Source organism: Sphingomonas sp. ACRSK, assembly GCF_022346685.1.
Classification (GTDB): domain Bacteria; phylum Pseudomonadota; class Alphaproteobacteria; order Sphingomonadales; family Sphingomonadaceae; genus Sphingomonas; species Sphingomonas molluscorum.
Window position 1 is genome coordinate 99,776 of sequence record NZ_JAKRNR010000002.1, and the last position, 25,720, is coordinate 125,495.

A 25,720-nucleotide genomic window follows, 5' to 3' on the forward strand; every position below is an offset into this window, starting at 1 on the left:
ACCACACCCCCCGCCAAAAAGCAAAACCGCCGCTCCCCGGATGGGGAACGGCGGCCTGCTTTCAGGTCGCGTTCGGATCGAGGGCTTAGAAGCCGACGATCAGCGAGCCGATGATGGTGCGCGGCGCACCGAAGTTCACGAAGGCGCCCGTGCCCAGCGTGTTGAGGCCACCGCTGAACGAGCCGATGTAGAACTCGTCGAAGAGGTTGGTGACGTTCAGCTGGAACGCGGTCTTCTCCAGGCCGAAGGCGGCCAGCGAGTAGCGCGCGTCGAGATCGACGACCGTGTAGCCGTCTGCCTCGAAGGTGTTCGTATCGTTCAGGAAACGACCGCTGGTGTACTTGGCCTGGGCGCCCAGATCGAGGTTGCCGAGGGTTGCCTGAACGCGGGCACCTGCCAGCCATTCGGGAGCCGCACGCTCGCGGTTACCGGCCGTCGCGAAGTAAGACTGGCCACCTTCCGTGAAGCAAGCGCCCGATGCCAGATCGGCAGTCGTGCACGACGCCGCGAGGACGTTGTCCTTGATCTCGGAGCCGATGTACGAACCGAAAGCGTACAGCAGCAGCTCACGGACCGGACGGTATGCGATGCTGGCATCGACACCGTACTTCTCGACTTCACCCAGGTTGGTGTCGATGTTGCAATCGCAGTCGAGGTTGTAGGCCGAGATGATGCGGTTCTTGTACTTCGAATACCACGGCGTGACCGAGGCCTGCACCTTGCCGCTGGTGTAGCGGAGGCTCAGGTCGAAGCTGTCGGCGGTTTCCGGAGCCGGGCTCGCCGCGTCCGTGCCTTCCGGCGCGTAGAGCGAGTTGTACAGCGTGTCGGTGCTCGGAACCGAGATGTTCTTGGCATAGTTCAGGCCGACGCTGATCTCCGGCGTGAAGTGATAGGTGAAGCCGACGTTCGGCAGGAACTTGTCGTAGTTGAGATCCCGCGAGAACGGCGCCCTCGCACCGGTGGGACGACCCGCCGGCGTGATTACATACGGGCTGGCTGCCGCATAGGCCGCGACATCGCCGCCCGCGATGCAGTCGACGTTGCCGTTGGCTGCAGTGGTGAAGCAGTTCTGCTGGAGGCCGCGCTTGAAGAACTTCCAGTTGCCGCCGATCAGCACGGTCAGGCGATCCTGGAGGAAGCTGCCACGATACTCGGCACCGACGAGGTGCAGGGTGGCCTCCGACTCACGGTCACGCTTCTGCAGGATGTTGCCGGCTGCGTCTGTCAGCGGATCGTTGACCGGGAAGACGTCGAACGGCTCACCGTTGGAATAGATACCGGTCGCTTCGCCGGTCTGGCGGTGGTTCGCCGTATCGAGCGCGTAGAAGGCGCGGATGCGGTTGGTGTCGTTCACGTCATAGGCCAGGTTGACGATCGCGTTGTAACGGTCCGTCTGCGTCTGGCTAGGATTCCCGACCAGCACCTGGTCGAGCACGTCGCCGTCGCCGTTCAGGTCGCGACCGAAGTAGTAGTTGCCTCCGAACGTGCCGGTGAGGTTCGTACCCGCTGCGGTGTAGAATTGCTCGCGCGCAGCGTTGGTGCCGCCGCCATTGGCCTTGGTGTACTGATACGCACCGTCGACCGAAAGCGTCAGCTGTTCGGCGAGGTGGAACAGCGAATTTACGCGGACGTTGCCGGTGTTGGACGGGTTGTAGCGACGCTCGAAGGAGGTGCCGCAGCTGTTCGTCCGATCCTCGACGCCGGCCTGCGGCGTGTCGGTCTGGCACGGATAACCACCCGCGATCTCATAGAAGCGAACGCTCTTGTCGTCGCCGAACGCGCTCGCGCTCAGCGGCGAACCACCGAAGTTGTTGCGGTTCTGATTGTAGTGGCCCGCAATCGCGATGAAGTCGCCGTTGCTGCCGATGTCCTGGCGGATCTTGGCGTTGTACTGCTGCTTGTAGATCTTGCCGTAGTTGGCGAAGCTCGCTTCGTTGCGCGCAACCGAGGCCGAAACCCAAGCCCGGGTGCCGGCGCCGGTGATGTCACCGGTCTGGATCAGGCCGAACACGCGGTGGTACGGACGATAGCCGGCGCCTTCCGCGGCAATGTCACCGTAGCTGGCAACCAGCGATGCGCCCATTTCCTCGGACGGGTTCAGCGTGTTGATGTTGACGGTGCCGCCGACCGCAGCCGCGGTCGGGCTGTCGACATCCGTAGAGCCCAGGTTGACGTTGATCGTCTCAACCAGTTCGGGGTCAATCTGCTGGTTCGAATAGAGCGAGTAGTTGCCCGAGTCGTTCAGCGGCAGGCCGTCCACGGTCTGCGACACACGCGACGAATCGAACCCGCGGATGGTGAACGAGCCGCCGGCGGAGCCGAAGGGGTCGTTGTTGGTGAAGCTGACACCCGGAACCAGGTTGATGATCTGGTTGACGGTCTGGCCCGGCGTCTGGCGGGAGATGATCTCCTGGCTCAGCACGACCTTCGCCTTGGGCGAGTCGGGGATTTCGACACCGCCGACGTCGGTTTCACGGTTGCCCGTGACGACGATCTCGCCGCTGTCATCGAAATCCTGCGAGCCCGTCGACTGCGCAAAGGCAGCAGCCGGCATGACCAGCGCAGCAAAAGCCGCGCCTGCAAAAAGCTTCGTACGCATGTGTTCCCCTATCGTGAGCGGATGCTCAGACGCGGTGCCCGTTCACCGTCTGGCCGCCCCGTGGGCGATTCATATGTCCGCTTTGTGACAATGGGGGGAGGGGGAACCAAAAGCTTTTTGTTGCGTTGCACAAACGCCACACTTGGCGGTTCCCCGGAAATTACCCTGCTGTCGTAACGATTTGCGCCCACTCGCTCTCGTTTACCACGCGGACGCCCAGTTCTGCCGCCTTCTTGAGCTTGGAGCCGGCGTTCGCACCGGCGACGACCAGCCCGGTCTTGGCGGACACGGATCCCGCGACGCGCGCGCCCAATGCCTCCGCCTGCGCCTTCGCCTCGTCGCGCGACATCGTCTCCAGCGTTCCGGTGAACACCACCGTGAGGCCGGTTACTTCCGAGTCGCGAATCTCCGGCACGAAGGCGGGCGGCGATACTTCGCCCAGCAAGTCCGCCCAAAGCTCCCGATTGTGCGGTTCTGCGAAGAAGTCGGCGAGCGCGTGGCCCACCGCTGCGCCCACGTTCTCGACGCCGATGTGCTCGGCGATCGCCTTGTCGACGCGCGCCTGGAACTTCTGGTCGCTCTCGCCGACCACGGGCGCCGTGCCCTGGCGCAACGCGATGATCTCGTCGGCCAGCAGCTGAATCGCGGGCAGGGTGGCATAGCGTTTGAGCAGGTCGCGCGCGGTTACGATGCCGATGTGGCGGATGCCGAGGCCGAACAGCAGCCGCACGGGGTCGGGTTCCCGCTTCGCCTCGATCGCGGCGAGCAGGTTGTCGACCGAGATCTCGGCCCAGCGCTCGCGGGCCAGGATGTCGGCGCGCCGGTCCTTCAGGCGAAAGATGTCGGCCGGCGAATGCAGCAGCCCGTCGCGCACGAACGCCTCGATGGTCGTCGCGCCCAGCCCCTCGATGTCGAGCGCGCCGCGGCTCGCGAAGTGCTTGAAGCGCTCGACCCGCTGCGCCGGGCAGATGAGGCCACCCGTGCAGCGAATGTCCACCTCGCCTTCCTCGGCGACCGCGTCGGATCCGCACTCCGGGCAATGGGTTGGGAACGCCCAAGGCTCGCGCGCCACGTCGCGGGTCAGGTTGTCGACGATCTGCGGGATCACGTCGCCGGCGCGTTGCAGCACCACGCGGTCGCCCGGTCGCACGCCCAGCCGCGCGATCTCGTCGGCGTTGTGCAGCGTCGCGTTGGTGACGACCACGCCGCCGACCGTCACCGCCTCCAGCCGCGCGACCGGCGTCAGCTTGCCGGTACGGCCGACCTGGATGTCGATCCGCTCCAGCGTCGTCTGCGCGCGCTCGGCCGGGAACTTGTGCGCCAGCGCCCAGCGCGGCGCGCGCCCGACCTGGCCGAGCCGCGCCTGCCAGTCGAGCCGGTCCACCTTGTAGACGACGCCGTCGATGTCGAACGGCAGGTCGGCCCGCTGCGCCTCGATCGCGCGGTAGACGCCCAGCGCCTCCTCAAGCGTCGGGGTCAGCGCGAAGCTGTCGGCGACCGGAAAGCCCCAGCCGGCGATCGCCGCCACCACGGCAGCCTGGGCCTCGCCCGGCAGGCTGCTGGTCTCGCCCCACCCGTGCATCAGGAACCGCAACGGCCGGGTGGCGGTGACGCCTGCATCCTTCTGCCGCAGCGATCCGGCGGCCGCGTTGCGCGGGTTCGCGAACTGCCGCGCCTTGGCCGGATCGGTCGCCTCGGCCAGCAGCCGTGCGTTCAGCGCGGCGAACGCCGCCTTCTCCATGTACACTTCGCCGCGCACCTCGAAGAGTTCGGGCGCGTCGTCAGGCAGCGTCTCCGGAATGTCGGCGATGGTGCGGACGTTCGCCGTCACGTCCTCCCCGACCGCGCCGTCGCCGCGGGTCAGCGCGCGCACCAGCCGGCGGTTCTCGTACCGCAGCGAGCAGGACAGCCCGTCGATCTTGGGCTCGGCCGTCAGCACCACCGGTGCCTCGGCACCCAGCGCCAGGAAGCGGCGCACCCGCCCCAGGAAATCCGCCACCTCCTCGTCGCTGAAGGCATTGTCGAGGCTGAGCATCGGCCGCGCGTGGGCCACCTTGGCCAGGTGCCCGGTCGGCGTGGCGCCAACCTGCCGTGCCGCCGAGTCGCTCAGCACCAGGTGCGGGAAGGCGGCCTCGATCGCCGCGTTCCGCCGGACCAGCGCGTCATAGTCCGCGTCGCTGATCTCGGGCGCATCGGCGTCGTGATAGAGCTGGTTGTGGCGCGCGATCTCCGCGGAGAGCGCGGCGAGCTCCTGGGCGGCGTCCTGGTCGGTCTGGGGCAGCGGGTCCATGCCCGGTCGGTACGCACGGCCGCCGCGCCGATCAAGGCGCGCGCACGTCGATGCGACAGCGGTTTTCGTGGCCGCCCCCATGTTGCATAGGGGCGCGAACCCAACATGGACCCGCAATGACCACCATCATCACCGAAGCCGACCTGATCGAAAGCGTCGCCGACGCCCTCCAGTTCATCAGCTACTATCATCCGATGGATTACATCCGCGCGCTGGGCCAGGCCTATGAGGCCGAGCAGAGCCCGGCGGCCAAGGACGCCATCGCGCAGATCCTCACCAACAGCCGCATGTGCGCGGAGGGGCATCGCCCGATCTGCCAGGATACCGGCATCGTCACCGTGTTCGTGAAGTGGGGCCAGGACTGCCGCCTCCAGTCGAACCGCTCGCTGCAGGAGGTCGTCGACGAGGGCGTCCGCCGCGCCTATCTCCACCCGGAGAACAAGCTGCGCGCCTCGATCCTGGCCGACCCGGCCTTCACCCGCCGCAACACGCGCGACAATACGCCGAGCGTGATGCACGTCGAGATGGTGCCGGGGAACACGGTGTCGGTCGACGTCGCGGCCAAGGGCGGCGGCTCGGAGAACAAGACCAAGTTCAAGATGATGAACCCCAGCGACTCGATCGTCGACTGGGTGCTGGAGATGGTCCCGCAGATGGGTGCCGGCTGGTGCCCGCCCGGCATGCTCGGCATCGGCATCGGCGGCACCGCCGAAAAGGCGATGCTGCTCGCCAAGGAATCGCTGATGGGTGCCATCGACATGGCACAGCTTAAGCAGCGTGGCCCCCAGAACGACATCGAGGCGCTGCGCATCGAGCTGTTCGACAAGGTCAACGCGCTCGGCATCGGCGCGCAGGGGCTGGGCGGCTTGTCCACCATCCTCGACATCAAGATCCTCGACTGGCCGACCCATGCCGCGTCCAAGCCGGTGGCGATGATCCCGAACTGCGCCGCCACCCGCCACGCGCACTTCACCCTCGACGGCTCGGGTCCGGTCTATCTGGAAGCGCCCAAGCTCGACGAATGGCCCAATGTCGAGTGGAAGCCCTCGGCCGAGGCAAAGCGCGTCGACCTCGATACGCTCACCCCGGAAGTGGTGCAGTCCTGGAGGCACGGCGACCGCCTGCTGCTGAACGGCAAGATGCTCACCGGCCGTGACGCCGCCCACAAGCGGATCGCCGACATGCTCGCCCGCGGCGAGGAACTGCCGGTCGAGTTCAAGGGCCGCGTGATCTATTATGTCGGTCCGGTCGATCCGGTCGGCGAGGAAGTGGTCGGCCCCGCCGGTCCCACCACCGCCACCCGCATGGACAAGTTCACCCGCATGATGCTCGATCAGGGCCTGCTCGCGATGGTGGGCAAGGCCGAGCGCGGCCCGGCTGCGACCGACGCCATCCGCGAAAACAAGAGCGCCTATCTGATGGCAGTCGGCGGGGCTGCGTACCTCGTCGCCCGTGCGATCAAGGGCTCCAAGGTCGTCGGCTTCGAGGACCTCGGCATGGAGGCGATCTACGAGTTCGAGGTGCAGGACTTCCCCGTCACAGTCGCCGTCGATGCGGAGGGGCAGAACGTCCACACGCTCGCGCCGCTCGTCTGGCGCGAGAAAATCGCCAAGGAACGCCTGCTCGAAAACGCCTGACGCCGGTCAGGTGGAAGAGGCCCTCGCGCCAAGCTCTTCCGTACCCCGGCGAAGGCCGGGGCCCAGCTGGGATGGCGGCGCGAGGGGGCGCCACCCTGCACCCAAGCCGTATCCCTGCGCGGGCAGGGATCCAGGGCCAAGCAGAGCAACGCCCGTGATCGCCCGAAACCCTGGGCTCCTGCCTGAGCAGGAGCCCAACAGGGCGGGGCGATTACGTCGATGCGTGCAGGCCGCCGTCGATCGGGTGATAGGCGCCGTTGATGTACCCCGCGGCGTCGGACACGAGGAACGCCACCAGCTGCGCCACCTCTTCGGGGCGCCCATAGCGTTTCGCCGGCAGCGCCTTTGCACGTTCGGCTTCCGAACCCTTGCTGCCTTCGTCCAGCGAATCCATCATGCGACTGTGGATCGGGCCTGGGTTGATGCAGTTCACCCGGATGTTCTTGTCGGCGACCTCCATCGCCGCCACGCGGGTCAGCCCCAGCACCGCATGCTTGCTGGCGTTATAGGCGGAGGTTCCCGGCGATCCGCTCAGCCCTGCCACGCTGGACGAGTTGACGATCGCGCCGCCGCCCTGCTCCAGCATCACCGGCAGCACGTATTTCAGCCCCAGGAACACGCCGTCGACATTGACCGCCATCACCTTCTTGAAGGCGTCCAGCGGGTAATCGCCGATCGGCTTCACCGGCCCCTCGATCCCCGCATTGTTGAAGAAGACGTCGATGCGGCCGCCGAACGCCCGCTTCGCTTCCTCGACATAGTTGCGCACCGACGCTTCGTCGCTGACGTCCGCCTCCACGATCACCAGCCGATCCGCGTCGATCCGTTCCTTCAGCACGTCCACATTGGCGCCGGCGATGTCCACCGCGACGATCTTTGCGCCGCGTTCCGCCATGAGCACTGCCGTCTCGGCGCCGATGGCGCCTGCGGCTCCCGTGATGATCGCGACCTTGTTTTCGAAACTGCGTGCATCCGTCATGGTAGACCTCGTCCGTTGCATGCCAGGATTTCTGCAATGGACGAGGTTGCGGCGCGGTTCCCCCACGGCGCCGCACCCCGCGGGCGCTTCGGCGCCTCTCAGGCGGCGAGCGTCTCGCCGCGGTTCGCTTCCGTCACCGCCGCGCGCAGGTCCCGGGCGAGCGCGTCGACTCGCCCTAGGTCCGCGTCCCACGCGAACATGAAGCGCGCGCCGCCACCGATGAAGGTATAGAAGCGCCACCCGCGGGCGCGCAGCCCCTCCAGCACCGCCTCCGGCGCGCGCAGGAACACCGCATTCGCCTCGACCGGGAACATCGGCTCGATGCCCGGCAGGTCGGCGATCGCCGTTGCCAGCCGCCGCGCGCACTCGTTTCCGTGCGCGGCGTTGCTCAGCCACACGCCGCTTTCCAGCATGCCGACCCAAGGCGCCGCCAGGAAGCGCATCTTGGAGGCAAGCTGCCCCGCCTGCTTGCAGCGATAGTCGAAGTCGATGGCGAGGGCGTGGTCGAAGAACAGGATCGCTTCGCCCGCGGCCATGCCGTTCTTGGTGCCGCCGAAGCACAGCACGTCGACACCCGAGCGCCACGTCATGTCGGCCGGCGAGCAGCCGAGCGCCGCGCAGGCGTTGGCGAAGCGCGCGCCGTCCATGTGCAGGCGCAGGCCCAGCTCGCGGCAGGTGGCGGACAGCGCCCGGATTTCGTCGAGCGAATAGACCTGCCCGGTCTCGGTCGGCTGGGTGATCGTCACCGCGCGCGGCTTCGGGAAGTGGATGTCGGAGCGCCCGGTCGCGAGCGCACGCACGGCCTCGGGCGTCAGCTTGCCGCCCTCGGTCTGCGCGACCAGCAGCTTGGAGCCGTTGGAGAAGAACTCCGGCGCGCCGCACTCGTCGGTCTCGACATGGGCGGAGGAGGAGCAGATCACGCTGTGGTAGGACTGGCACAGCGCCGCCAGCGCCAGCGAATTGGCCGCGGTGCCGTTGAACGCGAAGAATACCTCGCAGTCCGTCTCGAACAGCGTGCGGAACGAGTCGGAGGCGCGCTGCGTCCACGGGTCCTCACCATAGGCGGGCACATAGCCGCGATTGGCCTCGTCCATCGCCGCCCATGCCGCGGGACAAATGCCGGCGTAGTTGTCGCTGGCGAACTGCTGGGGTTCTTGGGTCATGCCTTTGTCGTACCTCGTTGGAGAGTCGGTGCGACGCGTGGCTTGGGTCCCGTGGTTTGCCGACCGGCCACATCCCTTCCCGCGAAGCGCGAAGGCACCACCTTGCTCGGGAGCAGGTTGGTGTCGGGGTCGCCCCGACTCTCGATGCTGGCGCGCCTCTAGCAAGCCTGCTGCGCTGCGGCAAGATGGGCGGCGGCGCCCATCACGAGCGCAACCCGTACCCCGGCGAAGGCCGGGGCCCGGTTGGGAAGCCGGTGGTGAGGGGACGAAACACAACGTCCGTCCCCCACCTGGACCCCGGCCTGCGCCGGGGACCGATGATTCACCTGTGGGCGAGACGTCTCAAAGCCGACCGCCGCCCTATCATCAGTCGACGAAGGCGCGCTCGATCACGAACTGACCGGGCGCCGCGTTGGAACCCTCGACGAAGCCCATGCCCTCCAGCATCGCGGCGAAGTCGCGGATCATCGCCATGCTGCCGCACAGCATGATGCGGTCGGTCTCCGGATCGAGCTTCTTGGGGCCCTGCACCGGCTCGCCGAACAGCGCGGCGCTCTCGATCAGGTCGTTGATGCGGCCCGTGTTGCGGAACGCCTCGCGGGTCACGGTCGGGATATAGTGGAACTGCGCCTGCGCCTCTTCCGACACCAGCGGGTCGTCCGCCAGCCGCGACGCCAGCTCGTCGTGATAGGCGAGGTCGCTCACCTGGCGCACCGAATGCACCAGGATCACCTGATCGAACATCGAATAGACGTCCGGGTCGCGCGCGAGGCTCAGGAACGGCGCCAGGCCGGTGCCGGTCGAGAAGAAGAACAACCGCTTGCCGCCGGTCAGCGCGTCGGTGACGAGCGTGCCGGTCGGCTTCTTGCCCAGGTACACCTCGTCGCCAGGCTGGATCAGCTGGAGCTTGGAGGTGAGGGGGCCGTCCTCGACCTTGATCGACAGGAACTCCAGCTCCTCGGCATAATGCGGGCTGGCGATCGAATAGGCGCGCATGATCGGCTTGGTCTCGCCCGGCAGCCCGATCATCACGAACTCGCCCGAACGGAAGCGGAAGCTCGACGGGCGCTCGACCGCGAACGAGAACAGCCGGTCGTTCCAATGGCGCACCCACAGCACCTTGGCGTTCAGGAACGCCTTGGATTCCGGAATGAGCACGGGTTCGCGGACGTCGGTCATGCACTTCTTCCTTCAGCCGCGTCTGGACAGGCGCGGTTCGTCTTGCCTGGGCTTGTTGCGAGGGCATCGCACTATGGGCTGCACGGCGCCCGGTCAACCAAAGCAAAGCTTGTGCCCCGCGTTGCCGCTGCTTCACCGCATCCCCATATTGGGGACCTATGGCGATCCAGATCCGCACCAGCCTTGCCGAGCCGGAAACCGGCCCCTCGTTCGTGCCCCACCGTCCGGCACGCCCGCCCAAGGTGGAGGGCGGCAAGCCGTTCAAGCTCGTCTCCGAGTACGAAGCGTCGGGCGACCAGCCGACCGCGATCGCGGAACTCGTGGCCGCCGCACAGGCGGGCGAGCGCGACCAGGTGCTTCTGGGTGTCACCGGCTCGGGCAAGACCTTCACCATGGCCAAGACGATCGAGGCGCTTCAGCGCCCGGCGCTGATCCTGGCACCCAACAAGATCCTGGCCGCCCAGCTCTATGGCGAGTTCAAGAGCTTCTTCCCCGAGAACGCGGTCGAATATTTCGTCAGCTACTACGACTATTACCAGCCCGAGGCCTATGTGCCGCGGTCGGACACCTACATCGAGAAGGAAAGCTCGGTGAACGAGGCGATCGACCGGATGCGCCACTCCGCCACGCGCTCGCTGCTGGAGCGCGACGACGTCATCATCGTTGCCTCGGTGTCGTGCCTCTACGGCATCGGTTCGGTCGAGACCTATTCGGCGATGATCTTCGACCTGAAGAAAGGGCAGGTGGTCGACCAGCGCGAGATCGTGCGCAAGCTCGTCGCCCTCCAGTACAAGCGCAACGACGCCGCGTTTCAGCGCGGCGCCTTTCGCGTGCGCGGCGACAGCCTGGAGCTGTTCCCCTCGCACTATGAGGACAGCGCCTGGCGCATCACCTTCTTCGGCGACGAGATCGAGGCGATCACCGAATTCGATCCGCTGACCGGCAAGAAGGTTGCCGAGCTGAACTCCGTGCGCGTCTACGCCAACTCGCACTATGTGACGCCCGGGCCCACGCTCAAGCAGGCAAGCGAGGCGATCAAGCACGAGCTCGCCGAGCGGCTGAAGGAGCTGCACGCCGAGGGCAAGCTGCTGGAAGCCCAGCGGCTGGAGCAGCGTACCAACTTCGATCTGGAGATGATCGCCGCCACCGGCAGCTGCGCGGGCATCGAGAACTATTCGCGCTTCCTCACCGGCCGCCTGCCGGGCGAGCCGCCGCCCACGTTGTTCGAATATCTCCCCGAAAACGCGCTGCTGTTCGTGGACGAGAGCCATCAGACCATCGGCCAGGTCAACGGCATGGCCCGGGGCGACCACCGGCGGAAGATCACGCTTGCGGAGTACGGCTTCCGTCTGCCGTCGTGCATCGACAACCGGCCGCTGCGCTTCAACGAATGGGACGCGATGCGCCCGCAGACGGTCTGCGTCTCCGCGACCCCGGGCGGCTGGGAGCTGGAGCAGACCGGCGGCGTCTTTTCCGAACAGGTCATCCGCCCCACCGGCCTCATCGACCCGCCGATCGAGATCAAGCCGGTCGAGGAACAGGTCGACGACCTGATCCACGAGGCGAAGAAGACCGCGCAGGCCGGCTATCGCACGCTGGTGACGACGCTCACCAAGCGCATGGCCGAGGATCTGACCGAGTTCATGCACGAGGCGGGTCTGAAGGTCCGCTACATGCACTCCGACGTCGAGACGCTGGAGCGCATCGAGCTGATCCGCGACCTGCGCATGGGCGTGTACGACGTGCTGGTCGGCATCAACCTGCTGCGCGAGGGTCTCGACATTCCCGAATGCGGGCTGGTCGCGATCCTCGACGCCGACAAGGAAGGTTTCCTCCGTTCGGAAACTTCGCTCATCCAGACGATCGGCCGCGCCGCGCGCAACGTCGAAGGCCGCGTGATCCTCTACGCCGATCGCATGACCGGCAGCATGGAGCGCGCGATCGCCGAGACCGACCGCCGCCGCGAAAAGCAAAAGGCGTACAACCTCGAGCACGGCATCACGCCGACCACGATCAAGCGTAACATCGGCGACATCATCGCTCATGTCGCGTCCAAGGATCAGGTCACGGTCGAGATTGACGAGGAACGGCCGCACATGGTCGGCCACAACCTGCGGTCGTACATCGAGAGCCTGGAAAAGAAGATGCGCGAGGCCGCCGCGAACCTGGAGTTCGAGGAAGCCGGGCGCCTGCGCGACGAGATCCGCAGCCTGGAAAACGAGGAACTCGGCCTCCCGGTAGCGGAGCACAAGGCGCCGGTGATGGGCCGCTCCAACGAGGGCAAGCCGGGCACGCGCAAGACGCGCTACGGCAAGCAGCAGAAGACGCGCATGAGCCACCGGCGGGCGTAGCCGGGTCCTGGCGCGGGAGAGGCGGCACGCGGCCGAAGCGATGGCCGCGCGCCGGCCTTCTCGTCAGAACGTCACGTACAGAGCCGTCATCAGCCCGTGCTCCATGACGTCGGGGTCCTCGTCGTTGAAGCGATACTGGTTCATGTAGCCGAGCTGCGCGCTGAGGTTCTTCGTGACGGGCACGGTCGCGATGGCCCAGTTGCGCATCCGCTCATGTCCCCGGTCCTGAAAGCCGGTGCTGTTGAGGTTGAAGTAGCTTTCGTGCGCCAGCCGCAGTTTGACGTCGCGATAGACGGGCAGGGTGTAGGTGATTTCGGGACGAACCCGGTGCCCCGTCTCGCTGTCGTCGCTTCGGAAGCGTTGCTCCAGGCGAACGCGACCCGCCAGCTGACCTGAACCCAGCTTTGCAATCGCGAACCCGATCTGCTGGCGGGGCCGCCATTCGGTGTTCTGAACTTTGCCGTCGCGCGGCCGGACCACCCGGTTCAGGCCGCCGGTCAGGGTCACCCCCGTCGCGACCTGGACTGTGAGTGCAGCGAGATACTGGCTCTCGTACAGTTCGCCGCTGTCATCGCTGAACCGCTGGTTGGTCTCCAGCTCCAGCTTGAGCCCTTCGCGCAACTCGGTGGAGGCGTTGGCCGTCAGCCACAGCTGCGCGTCGTGCTCCTGCGCCACCGCCGGAGTGGCAGTGGCCGCCAACGCAAGCGCCAGGGCAACGGAAAAACGCAATTCGGGCCTCCTGCCGGTCTCGGCACTGCCCCTCTGCGCCCAAAGCGTCTCGCGGACAACGGGGATGAACAGCCACGGCGCTCGCCGGAGGCGGGCGGTCTCCGAACGGCGCTTGCCTCGGCCGGTGCGGTGCTGCATCCCTGCAACACAGTTGTATTGGGGGGATCCACTTGCGCGTTCGACTTCTCGCCGCTTCGGTTGCGGCGCTTCTGGCAGGCTGCGCCACGACTCCGCCGCTTGCCTCTTCGCCGCCTTCCGTGGCCGCGCCCGAGGCTGCGCCCGTGGACGCCGCGACGGCCCTCCATGCGCTGTTTAAGCAGAGCGACGAGGACAATCTCCGCCGCAATCCGCTCAACGCGCTGTTCCGCGGCGACATGCGCTATGCCGACCAGCTCGGCGACATGATCAGCGACGCCTATTTCGACGCGGAGCGGGCGGCCGGCGAGAAGGACCTGGCGCAGCTGCGGCGCATCGATCGCGCGGCGCTCTCGGCCACCGACCAGCTCGCCTACGACGTGTTCCGTTGGCAGACGGAACTCGGGCTGCGGGCACTCGGCCCCGACATCCTGCCGCTGTCGGTGGTGCGTCCGATCGACCATTTCACCGGCATCCACACCTTCTATCCCGATCTCGCCTCGGGCCAGAGCGCGGCGCCGTTCAAGACGGTGAAGGATTATCGCGACAGCATCAGCCGCCATCACCGCTATGCCCAGATTCTGGACGCCGCGATCGGCCGCTTCCGCCAGGGCATGGCGGCCGGAGTCGTCCAGCCCAAGCTGGTGGTGCGCAACGTCATCGACCAGCTCGACCTGCAGCTGGCCCAGGGCGTCGAGGGTTCGACCTTCTATGCGCCGCTGAAGGCGTTCCCGGCTGACATTCCGGCGGCCGAGCAGGCGCAGCTGCGCACCGAGACGGCCGCCGTGATTCGCGACGAAATCCGCCCGGCCTACCAGCGCCTGCGCGACTTCCTCGCCAAGGAATATCTGCCGGCTGCCCGCGAGGGCGTCGGCCTCGTCCACATGAAGGGCGGCCCCAAGCTCTACGCCTTCCTGATCGAGCAGAACACGACGCTGCCGCTGTCGGCCGACGAGGTCCACGCCCTCGGCCTCAGCGAAGTGGCGCGCATCCACCGCGAGATGGAGGCGGTGAAGACCCAGGTTGGGTTCAAGGGCACGCTCCCGGCCTTCTTCGAGTTCCTGCGCACGGCCCCCGAGTTCCGTCCCGCCAGCAAGCAGGCGCTGCGCGACGAATATTATGCGATCGGCAAGCGGGTGGACGCCCGCGTGGGCGAGCTCTTCTCGACGCTACCCAAGACCCCGCTCGAGATCCGCCCGGTGCCCGACTATCGCGAAAAGACGGACGCCGGCGGCTCCTATATGCAGGGCGCGCCGGACGGATCGCGGCCGGGCATCTTCTACTATAACACCTACGACCTGCCGTCGCGCTCCACCTGGGGGCAGGAGACGCTGTACCTGCACGAGGGCGCGCCCGGGCATCACTTCCAGATCAGCCTTGCGCAGGAGAATGCCGAGCTTCCCAATTTCATGCGCTTCGGCGGCAACACCGCCTATGTCGAGGGCTGGGCGCTCTATGCCGAGACGCTGTGGGACGAACTCGGCATGGAGACCCATCCCTACCAGCGCTTCGGTGGCTTGAACGACGAGATGCTGCGCGCGATGCGGCTGGTCGTCGACAGCGGCATCCATGCCAAGGGTTGGACCCGAGACCAGGCGATCAAGTACATGCTCGACAACAGCTCGATGGGCCGCACCGACGCCACCAGCGAGGTCGAGCGCTACATCGCGATGCCGGGCCAGGCGCTCTCCTACAAGATCGGCCAGCTCAAGATCCTGGAGCTGCGCGCCAGGGCCGAGCAGGCGCTGGGTGCGAAGTTCGATCTCAAGGAGTTCCACGCGCAGGTGCTGATGACGGGCTCGCTGCCGATGAACATCCTGGAGCAGAAGATCGACCGCTGGATCGCCTCCAAGCGCGGTTGAGGCGAACGTCCCGGCGCGGGATAGGCAACGGCGCTGCCGTCGTGCCGCTCACGCCCGGGATGCAGCCGAGCTAGGCGATCGCGTCGATCCACCCCGGCAGTTCGGCCAGGTTTCGCAGCTGGCAAAAGCGCGGGTGCTCGGCGGGCAGCGGTGCGTGCTCGTGCGACCAGGCGCCCTCCTGCGGGATGAACGCCGCCCAGGCGCCCGCGTCCAGCGCCGGGTTGATGTCGGACCGCAGCGAATCGCCGGCCATCACCGCCTCCTCCGGCGCGACGCCCTCCCGGGCGAACAGCCGCCGGAAGGTGTCGGCCGTTTTGTCGCTGACGATCTCGATCCCGCTGAACCGATCACCGAGTCCCGATGCGGCGAGCTTCGCTTCCTGGTGGAGCAGGTCGCCCTTGGTCACCAGCACCAGACGGCCTCGGTCTGCCAGCTGTTCGAGCGTGTCGGCGATCCCTTCGAACAGCTCGACGGGGTGGGACAGCAGCGCACGTCCCGCCTCTAGGATGTCGGCGATCACCGCCTTCGGCAGCGGGTCGTCGGCCAGCTCGATGGCCGTCTCGATCATCGACAGCGTGAAGCCCTTGGCGCCATAGCCATAGAGCTTCAGGTTGCGCGCCTCGCAGGCGTTCAGCCGCTCTCGCGCGATGTCGCGGGCCGCAAACGGCTCGATCAGCGCGAGCAGCGCCGCTTCGGTCGCGTGGAAGTGCCGCATGTTGTGCCACAGCGTGTCGTCGGCATCGAGGCAGATGAGCTTGATCGTCATGGCGTCCGGATAGCGCAACCCGGCCGGCCCGCGCCATGCGTCGGACGAACGGGGCCAACCGCATCTGCGGCGAACCGCTCGCCGCGCGGGGAGGGACGGGTGGTTGAGCCGCCCGCCGGCTTCCCCCATAAGCCGGACATGCGTCGCGTCGTCCTCATCCTGCCCCTGCTGGTCCTGACCCAGTGCGTCCGTCCCTCCGAACCGCCGCCGGCAGCTCCGCCGCCCGCGCCGGTCGCCGCTGCGCCCGTCGCACCGCCGGCGCCGCCGCCAGTGGGGGATTGGCGCGACTGGCCGGTCACCCGCGGCGACTGGCGCTATGCGCAGGACGGGCAGGGCTCCGTCGCCTCCTTCGGCACCCCCGGCGCCGCACCCGTGCTGACGCTCCGCTGTGATCGGGCGCGCCGCCAGGTGACGCTAACCCGCACGGGTGCCGCCGCGCCCGGCGCCGCGCTGACGATCCGCACCTCCAGCACCGCGCGCACCCTTCCGGTGACGGCGGGGGCGGGCACGGTCGCCGCCGCCCTTCCCGCGCAGGATCCGTTGCTCGATGCGATGGGCTTCAGCCGCGGCCGCTTCATCGTCGAACTGCCCGGCCAGGCGGCATTGGTCGTGCCTGCCTGGGCCGAAGTGCTGCGCCTGACGGAGGATTGCCGCGGGTGATGCGGTGGCGGGCAGGGCTGCTCGCGCTCGCGCTTGCGGGCTGTTCCAGCGAGCAGCCCGCACCCGCGCCCAGCCCGACGCCGCAAGCCGCTCCCGAACCGGCGCCCGCGCCCGCGCCGATCGACGTCGGCGCGCTCGCGCCCGGCGAGTTGCCCGCGCCCGAACTGGCCGGCGTCGCGCCCGCCTCCGGACAATGGCACACGGGCAAGGGCAACGCCCGCTTCGTGGACGCGGGCGGCACGGGGGCCTTTGCGCTCCGCTGCGACTCCCCACGCCGCCAGCTCGTCTTCCTGCGCAGCGGCACTGTCGAGGCGGGCGCCATGCTGCGGATCGTGACCGGCATGGCCGCGGCCTCCTATCCGGTGGTGGCGAGCGGCCGCAGGGTGGAGGCACGCGCCAGCATCGACGATCGCTTCCTCGCCGCGCTGCAGAAGGTGAAGGGCCCGATCGGCGTCTCGCTGGGGGAGGGGCCGGTCCTTGCCGTGCCGGCCGACCCCGCGATCGCTGCGGTGATCCGCGCCTGTCGCGGCCGCTGATCCGGGCAGGCGGAAGAAGGTCGTTGAATCTGCCGCGCATTACAAGACTTGTTTGCAGGGGCGCGGTGTCACACATTCGGGTCGTGATCGCAGCAGCGGTCACGCTCTAGCTCAACTAGCGAAAGGAGGTGATCCGATGTCTCATGGTTCAGCAATGGGGTCGGTTCAGTTCGTTCGGGAGACGCGCCGCTGAACGGCGGCCCGGTCGCATGACCGGGCGGCGTAACGCGGTTCGCATGGTCTCCCGGGCTGGAGCTTCCGGCCGCTGACCATGCTTGAGGTCGTCGGGCCCCTGCGGGGGCTCGGCGGCCTCTTTCATATCTACGGCGCACGCGCCGAGCGGGACGGGATTACACGCGTCGGGAAAGCCGCTACGGTGCGACCGAAAGGACATCCGCACTTGGACCATTTCGGTATCGCCGAATCCGTTCCCGCCCCTTCTTCCGCCACGACCGTGGCAGAACCGGCGCTGCCCGAGCCTGCGGAGGGCGCCCCCAAGGAAGAGCTGCGCCGCGACCGCCTGCTCGCCGCGCTCACCTTGATCGCGGGGGCCGGCCTGGTCCTCGCCCTGCCGTTCGCCCTGAAAGCGGGGTCGCGCTTCTTCCTGCCGCTCACCGCGGCCATCGTCATCGCGATCGCGCTGGTGCCGCTGCTCGAGTGGCTGGAGCGCCGCCGGCTGCCAGCCCCGCTCGCCGCCTTCGTGTGCGTGCTTCTGTTCCTGGTCGTCGCCAACGGCGCGATCGCCTCGATCGTGTTGCCGGCCTGGGGCTGGGCGGAGATCCTGCCCGAGCGGATCGAGCGCGTGCAGCAGAACATCGCGCCGCTGATCGACTTCTATTCCAACTTGGAGCGGTTCGTGAACGAGCTGCTCGCCAACGTCGCGAACACGCCCGTCCGGCAGACGGGCGCTACCACCGAGCGCCCGGCGTCGCTGCTCGATTTCACCGCCAGCACGGCGCCCTCGGCCCTGATCGAAATGTTCTTCGCGATCCTGGTGATCTACTTCTTCCTCGCCGGCTGGACGCGGCTCAGGCGCTCGGCGATCACCAGCCGCACCAGCTTCGGCGGCGCGATGGCGACGGCGCGGGTGATCCAGGACGTGGTCGACTTCACCTCCGCCTATCTGGGCACCATCTCGTTCATCAACCTCACGCTCGGGCTGTTGGTGGCGGGTGCCCTGTGGTTCGTAGGGATGCCGACACCGCTCATGTGGGGCGGCATCGTCGCCGTGCTCAACTACATTCCCTATTTCGGCCCCATCCTGTCGGCGGCGCTGCTGGCGCTGGGCGGGCTCATGACCTTCACCGACGTTTGGTGGGCGCTGCTGCCGGCGGCGATCATGGTCGGAGCGCATCTGGTGGAGGCAAATGTCGTCACCCCACTGATCGTCGGCCATCGCCTGACCATCAGCCCGCTCATGATCCTGGTGGCGCTCAGCTTCTGGGGATGGGTGTGGGGGACGCCCGGCGCGCTGCTCGCGGTGCCGCTGCTCATCATCATCCAGACGGTCGTGAAGGCGGCCGGCAAGCCCGACATCGCGGGCTTCCTGTTCGAGCACGGCACGCTCGTGAACGACGTCGCACCGCCCGGCACCCCGGTTCAGGCCGGGAACACGCCCGCCGGCGAAAAAGCCGACGGGAAGGCGGTTGACAGGTCCGGAGCCCTCGCTTAGAGGCCGCCTCCTCGCAAGCGAGCGGGTGTAGCTCAGTTGGTTAGAGCGCCGGCCTGTCACGCCGGAGGTCGCGGGTTCGAGCCCCGTCACTCGCGCCATTGCAGCGGTTCGTTGGAGCTGCCGATGGCTGGTCCGCCGCTTGCGAAACTCCCCCTGGAATACCGCGACATCGACCCCACAGGCACTCGCCTGCGCGCGGCATTGTCGCCCTTCGATACGCTTCCGAAACTTTTTTGCGAAAATTGCGAAATCGGCCAATTCTGGCTTTGACAGGCCCTGATCGCTCGCCTAGAGCCCGCCTCCTCGCAAGCGAGCGGGTGTAGCTCAGTTGGTTAGAGCGCCGGCCTGTCACGCCGGAGGTCGCGGGTTCGAGCCCCGTCACTCGCGCCATTGCAGCGGTCTTGAAGAACCGCCTATGGCAAGGTCCGCCGCTTGCGAACACTCCCACATAACGAAGGCCGCCCCCGGGCAACGCCTTCACCTTGGCGAAGTCCGGGCCTCTCCCGCGCATCGCACCCGCTCAGGCTACCCCATTACGCCAACATCGTACCCCGGCGAAGGCCGGGGCCCAGTTGGGGGGGCGCCCGGGAAATCGCGCGCGCCACGTCACAGGGCGTCGGAACTGGACCCCGGCCTCCGCCGGGGTACTGCAATGCGCAACTGTGCTGTTCCAGTCCGGGGCGACGCCGCGCTCAGCGCCGCCAACGCCCCGTCTCCATCCACCGCAGCGCCGGCTTCAGCGGCGCGATCCACGCCACCCCGGCGACACCATAGACCAGCATCTGCACCAGCGCGGGCAGGGCGCCGATCCACGGAGACAGGCTCGCCACCGCCACCAGCCAGAACAGGATGAACGCCAGGATGCCGAGCATCCCCACGGGTTTGCGCCAGGTCGGTTGCATCAACGTTGCTCCGGCAGGTGCAGCGCCTGCTCTGTCAGGATGGCGTGCAGCGGCACGTCCCAGGGATCGGCGGGAAGCTCGGGCACCTGCTGCACCGACCAGGCGAGCCCCAGCCGCCAGGCGCCCCCATGCTGCACGAACGCGCGGTCGTAGAAGCCGGCACCCTGGCCCAGCCGGTTGAGCGTCGCGTCGAACCCCACCAGCGGCGCCAGGATCACGTCCGGCACCACCGCGGGCGCGCTGCGCGACGGCTGGCGCAGCCCCATCGGCCCGGCCTCGATCGCGGTGTCCGCGTCCCAGCGCAGGAACTCCATCGGCGTCGCGCGATCCGCCACCCAGGCGAGCGCCAGCACGCAGCCGGCCTCTCGTGCCGCGTCGACCAGCGGGGCGGGGTCCGCCTCGCTCCCGACCGGCAGATAGCTGGCAACCACCACGCCCGGCGCCAGCCGCGCACGCAGCACATCGGGCACGGCCAGCCGCGGGCGATGCTCGGCAAAGAACCCGTCGCGAGCGGCGCGCAGCTGGGCGCGCAGGGCTTTTTTGTCGAGCGTCATCGGGGGGAGCGGGTGGCGGGACCGCCGTGGCCGTTGGCCGCGATATCCACTGACGCCCAGTACGTCAGGTGGGGACCATGTACGTCAGACCAGGATCTGCGCAGGGACAGCCCCCATGGATGATGAATAGCCTCAGGGATAATGAAGGCTCGTACCGGGCAGTGCCCGCCGTGGACCAACTTAGGCGACGTGGCCGTGATCCTCAAGGGCTGCCGCGACGGCTTCCAGCCGTTCGGCGATTTCGTCGAGCAGGTCCTGCGGCAGCTCCGGCTCCTGCACCGGTGCTGCCGGCTCGGGCGCAGGTGCGGCGGGTGGCGTGGCAGGCGTCCGGTCGCGCTCGTCCAGCTCGTCCGCCAGCATCAGCGCGATCAGCAGCAGCGTCCGCTCCGCCGAGGTGCCGGCCGAGGCCCGCATCGCTGCCGGCGCATGCCGCTGCAGCCGCTCGACCAGGGCCAGCAGGTGCGGCTCCTCGCCGTCGCGGCAGGCGACGCTGTGGGAGCGATTCGCGATCGTGAAGCTGACCTGTGCCATCAGTCGTCGACCTGGCCCCCGATCACCTGGTCCAGCGCGGTGATCGCCTCCGCCATGCTGGCCCGCAGCGCCGCGTGCCGCTGCTCGAGCGATTCGGCCGCAGCCGCACGGGCGCGCGCAGCCGCTTCGATCCGCCGGAGCGCGGCGTCAATGCGGGCGAGGCCTGGGTTCGCTGGGGGCTGGTCCATGGTTCCCGGATAGGAGGGGTGACCGGCCGCCGCAAGCACGGCTCGCCGGTTGACGAAGGCGGGTCGCCGCCCCAAAGGCGGGCATACGCGGTCAAGGGGGACCGCGCCGTCACAAGGATGACTCATGGCCGCCTCGGATACCCTGCTCGCCAACGCGATTCGTGCGCTTGCGATGGATGCGGTGGAGGCCGCCAATTCCGGGCACCCGGGCATGCCGATGGGCATGGCGGACGTGGCGACGGTGCTGTGGACCCGCTACCTCAAATTCGATGCCGCCGACCCCAAGTGGCCGGACCGCGACCGCTTCGTGCTGTCGGCCGGCCATGGATCGATGCTGATCTATGCACTGCTGCACCTGACCGGCCATGCGCGCCCGACCATCGACGACATCAAGAACTTCCGCCAGCTGCACAGCCCGTGCGCCGGCCACCCCGAGAATTTCGAGCTGCCGGGCATCGAGACCACCACCGGTCCGCTCGGCCAGGGCCTCGCCACCGCGGTCGGCCTCGCGCTCGCCGAACGCCACCTCAACGCCACCTTTGGCGACGACCTGGTCGACCACCGCACCTGGGTGATCGCCGGTGACGGCTGCCTGATGGAAGGCATCAACCACGAGGCGATCGGCCTTGCAGGCCACCTCGGCCTCGGCCGCATGATCGTGCTGTGGGACGACAATCGCATCACCATCGACGGCGCGGTCGAGCTGTCGTCGAGCGAGGACGTCGCCGCGCGCTATGCCGCCACCGGCTGGCACACCGTCGCCTGCGACGGCCACGACCCCGCCGACATCTGCCGCGCGATCGACGAGGCGCTCGCCGATCCGCGCCCGTCGCTGATCGCCTGCCGCACCATCATCGGCAAGGGCGCGCCCGGCAAGGAAGGCACCAGCGCCGTCCACGGCGCAGCGCTCGGCCCCGACATCGTCGCCAAGACCCGCCTCGCCATGGGCTGGGAGCCCGAGGCGTTCGAGGTGCCGGAGGAAATCACCGAGACCTGGGCCGCCGCCGGCGTCCGCAGCCGCGACGTCCGCCTCGCCTGGGAGGCGCGGTGCGACGCCGATGCGCAAGGCGCGACCTTCCGCCGCCGCATGTCGGGCGAGCTGACCGAGGGCTTCACGCTCAAGCCGTACCTCGACGGCCTGCTCGCCAACCCGCAGAAGCTCGCCACCCGCAAGGCGTCGGAACTGGTGCTCGGCACCATCACCGAGCAGCTGCCCGAGACGGTCGGCGGCTCAGCCGACCTCACCGGCTCGAACAACACCAAGACCAAGGCGCTGCAGCCGCTCAACCGCAACGACTATGCCGGCCGCTATGTCTATTACGGCATTCGCGAGTTCGGCATGGCGGCGGCAATGAACGGCCTGGCGCTGCACGGCGGCATCATCCCGTTCGGCGGCACCTTCCTGGTGTTCGCCGACTATGCCCGCCCGGCGATCCGCCTGTCGGCGCTCCAGAACGCGCGCGTCATCTATGTGATGACGCACGACTCCATCGGTCTCGGCGAGGACGGCCCGACCCACCAGCCGATCGAGCACCTCAACAGCCTGCGCCTGATCCCCAACCTCGATGTCTATCGCCCGTGCGACACGATCGAGACGGCCGAGTGCTGGGAATTGTCGCTCCAGGACGCGACCGGCCCGTCGCTGCTCGCGCTGTCGCGCCAGAACCTGCCGCAGCTGCGCACCGACGCCTCGGAGAACCTGTGCGCCAAGGGTGCGTACCGCCTGGTCGCGGCCGAGGCGCCGCGCCGCGTCGTGCTCGTGGCCACCGGTTCCGAGGTCGAACTCGCGGTTTCCGCCCGCGCGCAGCTTGAAGCGCGGGGTATCGGTGCCGATGTGGTGTCCATGCCCTGCTGGTCGCGCTTCGATGCACAGCCTGCCGACTATCGTCGCGACGTGCTGCCGGCGGACGCGCTGATCGTCTCGATCGAGGCCGGCACCACCATGGGCTGGGAACGCTACACCGGGCGCGACGGCCTGCGCTTCGGCATCGACCGGTTCGGCGCCTCTGGCCCGGCGCCCAAGCTCTACGAATATTTCGGACTGACCGCGGACGCGATCGCCACCAAGGTTGCGGCTGCGCTCGAGAATTGAAGCTCGCGGCAACGCGGGCATTGGACCATCCAAGTGAAAGGATCGGCAACATGACGAAGGTAGCGATCAACGGGTTCGGGCGCATCGGCCGCCTGGTTGCGCGGGCCATTCTGGAGCGCCCGGACTGCGGCCTCGAACTGGTCACCATCAACGATCTGTCGGACGCCAAGTCCAACGCCTGGCTCTTCAGCCGCGACAGCATCCACGGCCGCTATCCGGGCGAGGTCTCGGCCGACGGCAACGACCTCGTGATTGACGGCAAGCGCATCAAGGTGACGGCAGAGCGCGACCCCGCGAACCTGCCGCACGCCGAGAACGGCGTCGAGCTGGTGCTGGAGTGCACCGGCTTTTTCACCGATCGCGCAAGCGCCCAGAAGCACATCGACGCCGGCGCCAAGAAGGTGCTGATCTCGGCTCCCGGTAAGAACGTCGACCTGACCGTCGTCTACGGCGTGAACCACGACAAGCTGGAGGCCGGCCACACGATCGTCTCCAACGCATCGTGCACCACCAACTGCCTGGCGCCGGTTGCCAAGGTGCTGAACGACTCGATCGGCATCGAGCGGGGCCTGATGACCACGATCCACGCCTACACCAACGACCAGAAGATCCTGGATCAGATCCACAAGGACCTGCGCCGCGCACGTGCGGCCGCCATGTCGATCATCCCGACCACCACGGGCGCTGCCCGCGCGGTGGGTGAGGTGCTTCCGGAGCTCAAGGGCAAGCTCGACGGTTCGTCGGTGCGCGTGCCGGTGCCGGACGGCAGCCTCGTCGACCTGACCTTCACGCCCAAGCGCGACACCACCAAGGACGAGGTCAACGCCATCCTCAAGGCGGCTTCCGAGGACGGCCCGCTCAAGGGCATCCTGGTCTATTCGGACGAGCCGCTCGTCTCGATCGACATCGTCCACACGCCGGCATCCTCGACCGTCGACAGCCTGGAGACGGCGGTGATCGACGGCAAGCTGGTGCGCGTCGTCAGCTGGTACGACAACGAGTGGGGCTTCTCCAACCGCATGGTCGACACCGCCTGCGCGATGGCCAAGTTCGGCTGATGTCGATGCCCGTCGCGCTGGCGGATGCCGGAGAGGACGGGCAAGCGGGCGCGCGGGTCGGCACGATCGCCGGCATCGCGCGCCACGCCTTTGTACGGGCACCCATGGAGGTGCTCGACCGCGCCGACGTCAGCGTGGAAGCCGGCATCGCCGGCGACCACCGCGGCCGGCGCAAGCCCGGCGGCACCGGCAAGCGCCAGGTGACGCTGATGGAGCGCGGCGACTGGGAAGCGGCCACTGCCGCGGTCAGCCGGACCCTCCCGTGGCAGGAACGTCGCGCCAACCTGCTGGTCGACGGGTTCGACGTGCCGCAGGTGCCCGGCACGCGGCTGCGCATCGGCGCCGACGTGGTGCTGGAAATCACCTGTGAATGCGACCCGTGCCAGCGCATGGACGCGCTGGTGCCGGGGCTCTTCGAGGCGCTGTTGCCGGACTGGCGCGGCGGGGCCTGCACGCGCGTGCTGGCGGGCGGAACGATCGCCGTGGGCGACACAATCAGGATCGAGACATGACACGCAATTTCAAGACCCTGGACGACATGGGTGACATCGCGGGCAAGCGCGTGCTGGTCCGTGAGGATCTGAACGTGCCGATGGCTGACGGTCACGTCACCGACGCGACCCGCCTGCGCGCGGCGATCTCCACCGTCACCGAACTCGCCAATCGCGGCGCCATTGTGCTGGTGCTCGCCCACTTCGGCCGCCCCAAGGGGGTGCCGAGCCCGGAATTCTCGACCGCTCAGCTGGCGATCCCGTTCGGCCAGGTGCTCGGCCGTCCGGTCCGCTACATCGACTGGGAGGGCGCAGCCGACGCGGTGGCCACGCTCCAGCCGGGCGACATCGCGCTGCTGGAAAACACCCGCTTCTTCGGCGGTGAGGAAAAGAACGATCCCGCCGTGGTCGATCGCTTCGCGGCGCTGGGCGACCTCTACGTCAACGATGCCTTCTCCGCCGCGCACCGCGCCCACGCCTCGACGGCAGGGCTCGCGCACAAGCTGCCGGCGTTCGCCGGCCGCCAAATGGAAGCCGAACTCGACGCGCTCGACAAGGCGCTTGGCAACCCCGAGCACCCGGTCGCGGCGGTCGTGGGCGGCGCCAAGGTGTCGACCAAGCTCGACGTGCTCAAGCACCTCGTCGGGCAGGTCGACCACCTCATCATCGGCGGCGGCATGGCCAACACCTTCCTTGCCGCGCGCGGCGTGAACGTCGGCAAGAGCCTGTGCGAGCACGATCTCACCGGCACCGCCGAGGAGATCTTCGACGCCGCCGACAAGGCCGGCTGCACCATCCACCTGCCGTACGACGTGGTGGTCGCGACCGAATTCCGCCCGAACCCGCCGACGCGCACCGTCAACGTCCACGAGGTCGCCGCCGACGAGATGATCCTCGACGTTGGTCCCGCCGCAGTGGAGGCGCTGGGCGACGTGCTCAAGAACTGCCGCACGCTTGTTTGGAACGGCCCGCTCGGCGCGTTCGAGACGCCGCCGTTCGATGCCGCCACGGTGTCGCTCGCGAAGACGGCCGCCGCGCTCACCAGCGACGGCTCGCTCGTGTCGGTCGCGGGCGGCGGCGACACGGTCGCAGCCCTCAACCAGGCCGGCGCAGCGGGCGCCTTCACCTTCGTCTCCACCGCAGGCGGCGCCTTCCTGGAGTGGATGGAAGGCCGCGAGCTCCCCGGCGTCGCCGCCCTGGCGCGCTAACGCGGAACTCGTACCCCGGCGAAGGCCGGGGCCCGGGGTCCCGAACGCCACGTCCCGCGGCTCACATCCCGTATCCCCGCGCAGGCGGGGATCCAGGGCCAAGCAGACCAACGGCGCGTGGCCCTTTGTACCCTGGGC

22 protein-coding genes, 2 tRNA genes and 1 riboswitch are annotated in these 25,720 nt (G+C 68.1%); of the genes, 13 read left to right on the plus strand and 11 right to left on the minus strand.

Annotation, left to right across the window (positions count from 1 at the left end; all coding sequences use genetic code 11):
* Positions 1 to 85 precede the first annotated feature (85 nt).
* Complete coding sequence (locus MHZ35_RS01740; RefSeq protein ID WP_239434108.1) at positions 86 to 2,599, minus strand: TonB-dependent receptor; 2,514 nt, start codon at positions 2,597 to 2,599, stop codon at positions 86 to 88.
* 160 nt (positions 2,600 to 2,759) lie between these two features.
* Positions 2,760 to 4,889, minus strand: coding sequence for an NAD-dependent DNA ligase LigA (gene ligA / locus MHZ35_RS01745; RefSeq protein WP_239434109.1), 2,130 nt, complete (start codon positions 4,887 to 4,889; stop codon positions 2,760 to 2,762).
* 116 nt (positions 4,890 to 5,005) lie between these two features.
* On the opposite strand from ligA, the gene MHZ35_RS01750 reads away from it, so the two are divergent.
* Positions 5,006 to 6,526 carry a fumarate hydratase gene (locus MHZ35_RS01750; protein ID WP_239434110.1) on the plus strand — a complete coding sequence of 507 codons (1,521 nt, stop codon included), beginning with the start codon at positions 5,006 to 5,008 and terminating at the stop codon, positions 6,524 to 6,526.
* A gap of 211 nt (positions 6,527 to 6,737) precedes the next feature.
* Here the strand turns inward: MHZ35_RS01750 and MHZ35_RS01755 are convergent, their stop codons facing one another.
* The 3 genes from MHZ35_RS01755 to MHZ35_RS01765 all read right to left on the minus strand — a co-directional run bounded on the left by MHZ35_RS01755 (position 6,738) and on the right by MHZ35_RS01765 (position 9,847).
* Positions 6,738 to 7,505 (minus strand): SDR family NAD(P)-dependent oxidoreductase, encoded by a 768-nt coding sequence (locus MHZ35_RS01755; RefSeq protein ID WP_239434112.1) that lies wholly within the window; start codon positions 7,503 to 7,505, stop codon positions 6,738 to 6,740.
* Positions 7,506 to 7,603: 98 nt separating this feature from the next.
* Entirely contained in the window at positions 7,604 to 8,668 is a 1,065-nt protein-coding gene (locus MHZ35_RS01760; protein WP_239434113.1) for a threonine aldolase family protein, read from the minus strand.
* Positions 8,669 to 8,710: 42 nt separating this feature from the next.
* Positions 8,711 to 8,821: riboswitch (SAM-I-IV-variant riboswitch) on the minus strand.
* Positions 8,822 to 9,034: 213 nt separating this feature from the next.
* A complete protein-coding gene (locus MHZ35_RS01765; protein ID WP_132881973.1) occupies positions 9,035 to 9,847 on the minus strand; it encodes a ferredoxin--NADP reductase in 813 nt (270 codons plus the stop codon).
* 158 nt (positions 9,848 to 10,005) lie between these two features.
* On the opposite strand from MHZ35_RS01765, the gene uvrB reads away from it, so the two are divergent.
* Positions 10,006 to 12,198, plus strand: coding sequence for an excinuclease ABC subunit UvrB (gene uvrB, locus MHZ35_RS01770; RefSeq protein WP_239434114.1), 2,193 nt, complete (start codon positions 10,006 to 10,008; stop codon positions 12,196 to 12,198).
* A 63-nt stretch (positions 12,199 to 12,261) separates the two neighbouring features.
* On the opposite strand, the gene MHZ35_RS01775 is transcribed toward uvrB, so the two are convergent.
* Positions 12,262 to 13,065, minus strand: a complete 804-nt coding sequence (locus MHZ35_RS01775; protein ID WP_239434115.1) for a DUF2490 domain-containing protein — start codon at positions 13,063 to 13,065, stop codon at positions 12,262 to 12,264.
* Positions 13,066 to 13,097: 32 nt separating this feature from the next.
* Here MHZ35_RS01775 and MHZ35_RS01780 point away from each other — a divergent pair, with 32 nt between their 5' ends.
* Positions 13,098 to 14,924, plus strand: a complete 1,827-nt coding sequence (locus MHZ35_RS01780) for a DUF885 domain-containing protein (protein ID WP_446741000.1) — start codon at positions 13,098 to 13,100, stop codon at positions 14,922 to 14,924.
* A gap of 70 nt (positions 14,925 to 14,994) precedes the next feature.
* Here the strand turns inward: MHZ35_RS01780 and MHZ35_RS01785 are convergent, their stop codons facing one another.
* Positions 14,995 to 15,690, minus strand: a complete 696-nt coding sequence (locus MHZ35_RS01785) for an HAD family hydrolase (protein WP_239434117.1) — start codon at positions 15,688 to 15,690, stop codon at positions 14,995 to 14,997.
* Between the two features lie 138 nt (positions 15,691 to 15,828).
* On the opposite strand from MHZ35_RS01785, the gene MHZ35_RS01790 reads away from it, so the two are divergent.
* From MHZ35_RS01790 to MHZ35_RS01815, 6 genes are all read left to right on the plus strand, one after another.
* On the plus strand, positions 15,829 to 16,350 hold the full coding sequence (locus MHZ35_RS01790) for a hypothetical protein (protein ID WP_239434118.1): 522 nt from the start codon (positions 15,829 to 15,831) through the stop codon (positions 16,348 to 16,350).
* Positions 16,347 to 16,886 carry a hypothetical protein gene (locus tag MHZ35_RS01795; RefSeq protein ID WP_239434119.1) on the plus strand — a complete coding sequence of 180 codons (540 nt, stop codon included), beginning with the start codon at positions 16,347 to 16,349 and terminating at the stop codon, positions 16,884 to 16,886. The genes MHZ35_RS01790 and MHZ35_RS01795 overlap by 4 nt, the downstream gene beginning before the upstream one ends.
* Before the next feature lie 454 nt (positions 16,887 to 17,340).
* A complete protein-coding gene (locus MHZ35_RS01800) occupies positions 17,341 to 18,558 on the plus strand; it encodes an AI-2E family transporter (protein WP_239434228.1) in 1,218 nt (405 codons plus the stop codon).
* A 21-nt stretch (positions 18,559 to 18,579) separates the two neighbouring features.
* Positions 18,580 to 18,656, plus strand: a tRNA-Asp gene (locus tag MHZ35_RS01805).
* Positions 18,657 to 18,669: 13 nt separating this feature from the next.
* Positions 18,670 to 18,828 carry a hypothetical protein gene (locus tag MHZ35_RS01810; RefSeq protein ID WP_239434120.1) on the plus strand — a complete coding sequence of 53 codons (159 nt, stop codon included), beginning with the start codon at positions 18,670 to 18,672 and terminating at the stop codon, positions 18,826 to 18,828.
* Positions 18,829 to 18,871: 43 nt separating this feature from the next.
* Positions 18,872 to 18,948 (plus strand) — tRNA-Asp (locus MHZ35_RS01815).
* A 302-nt stretch (positions 18,949 to 19,250) separates the two neighbouring features.
* Here MHZ35_RS01815 and MHZ35_RS01820 read toward each other — a convergent pair.
* The 4 genes from MHZ35_RS01820 to MHZ35_RS01835 form a co-directional block, all read right to left on the minus strand.
* Positions 19,251 to 19,460: a DUF2842 domain-containing protein gene (locus MHZ35_RS01820; RefSeq protein ID WP_129340834.1), complete on the minus strand. Its 210-nt coding sequence runs from the start codon at positions 19,458 to 19,460 to the stop codon at positions 19,251 to 19,253.
* Entirely contained in the window at positions 19,460 to 20,014 is a 555-nt protein-coding gene (locus MHZ35_RS01825; protein WP_239434121.1) for a 5-formyltetrahydrofolate cyclo-ligase, read from the minus strand. Before MHZ35_RS01825 ends, MHZ35_RS01820 begins: the two co-directional genes overlap by 1 nt.
* Positions 20,015 to 20,194: 180 nt before the next feature.
* The gene (locus MHZ35_RS01830) at positions 20,195 to 20,545 is read right to left on the minus strand and encodes a cell division protein ZapA (protein ID WP_132881982.1); all 351 of its coding nucleotides are present in this window, start codon (positions 20,543 to 20,545) and stop codon (positions 20,195 to 20,197) included.
* Positions 20,545 to 20,733, minus strand: coding sequence for a hypothetical protein (locus MHZ35_RS01835; protein ID WP_239434122.1), 189 nt, complete (start codon positions 20,731 to 20,733; stop codon positions 20,545 to 20,547). The genes MHZ35_RS01830 and MHZ35_RS01835 overlap by 1 nt, the downstream gene beginning before the upstream one ends.
* 124 nt (positions 20,734 to 20,857) lie before the next feature.
* On the opposite strand from MHZ35_RS01835, the gene tkt reads away from it, so the two are divergent.
* From tkt to MHZ35_RS01855, 4 genes are read left to right on the plus strand one after another with little or no spacing between them, the layout of a single operon-like run.
* Positions 20,858 to 22,825 (plus strand): transketolase, encoded by a 1,968-nt coding sequence (gene tkt, locus MHZ35_RS01840; protein WP_239434123.1) that lies wholly within the window; start codon positions 20,858 to 20,860, stop codon positions 22,823 to 22,825.
* Between the two features lie 50 nt (positions 22,826 to 22,875).
* A complete protein-coding gene (gene gap / locus MHZ35_RS01845; protein ID WP_239434125.1) occupies positions 22,876 to 23,883 on the plus strand; it encodes a type I glyceraldehyde-3-phosphate dehydrogenase in 1,008 nt (335 codons plus the stop codon).
* 5 nt (positions 23,884 to 23,888) lie between these two features.
* Positions 23,889 to 24,395 (plus strand): MOSC domain-containing protein, encoded by a 507-nt coding sequence (locus tag MHZ35_RS01850; protein WP_342453497.1) that lies wholly within the window; start codon positions 23,889 to 23,891, stop codon positions 24,393 to 24,395.
* The gene (locus MHZ35_RS01855; RefSeq protein ID WP_239434126.1) at positions 24,392 to 25,582 is read left to right on the plus strand and encodes a phosphoglycerate kinase; all 1,191 of its coding nucleotides are present in this window, start codon (positions 24,392 to 24,394) and stop codon (positions 25,580 to 25,582) included. Before MHZ35_RS01850 ends, MHZ35_RS01855 begins: the two co-directional genes overlap by 4 nt.
* Positions 25,583 to 25,720: the final 138 nt, after the last annotated feature.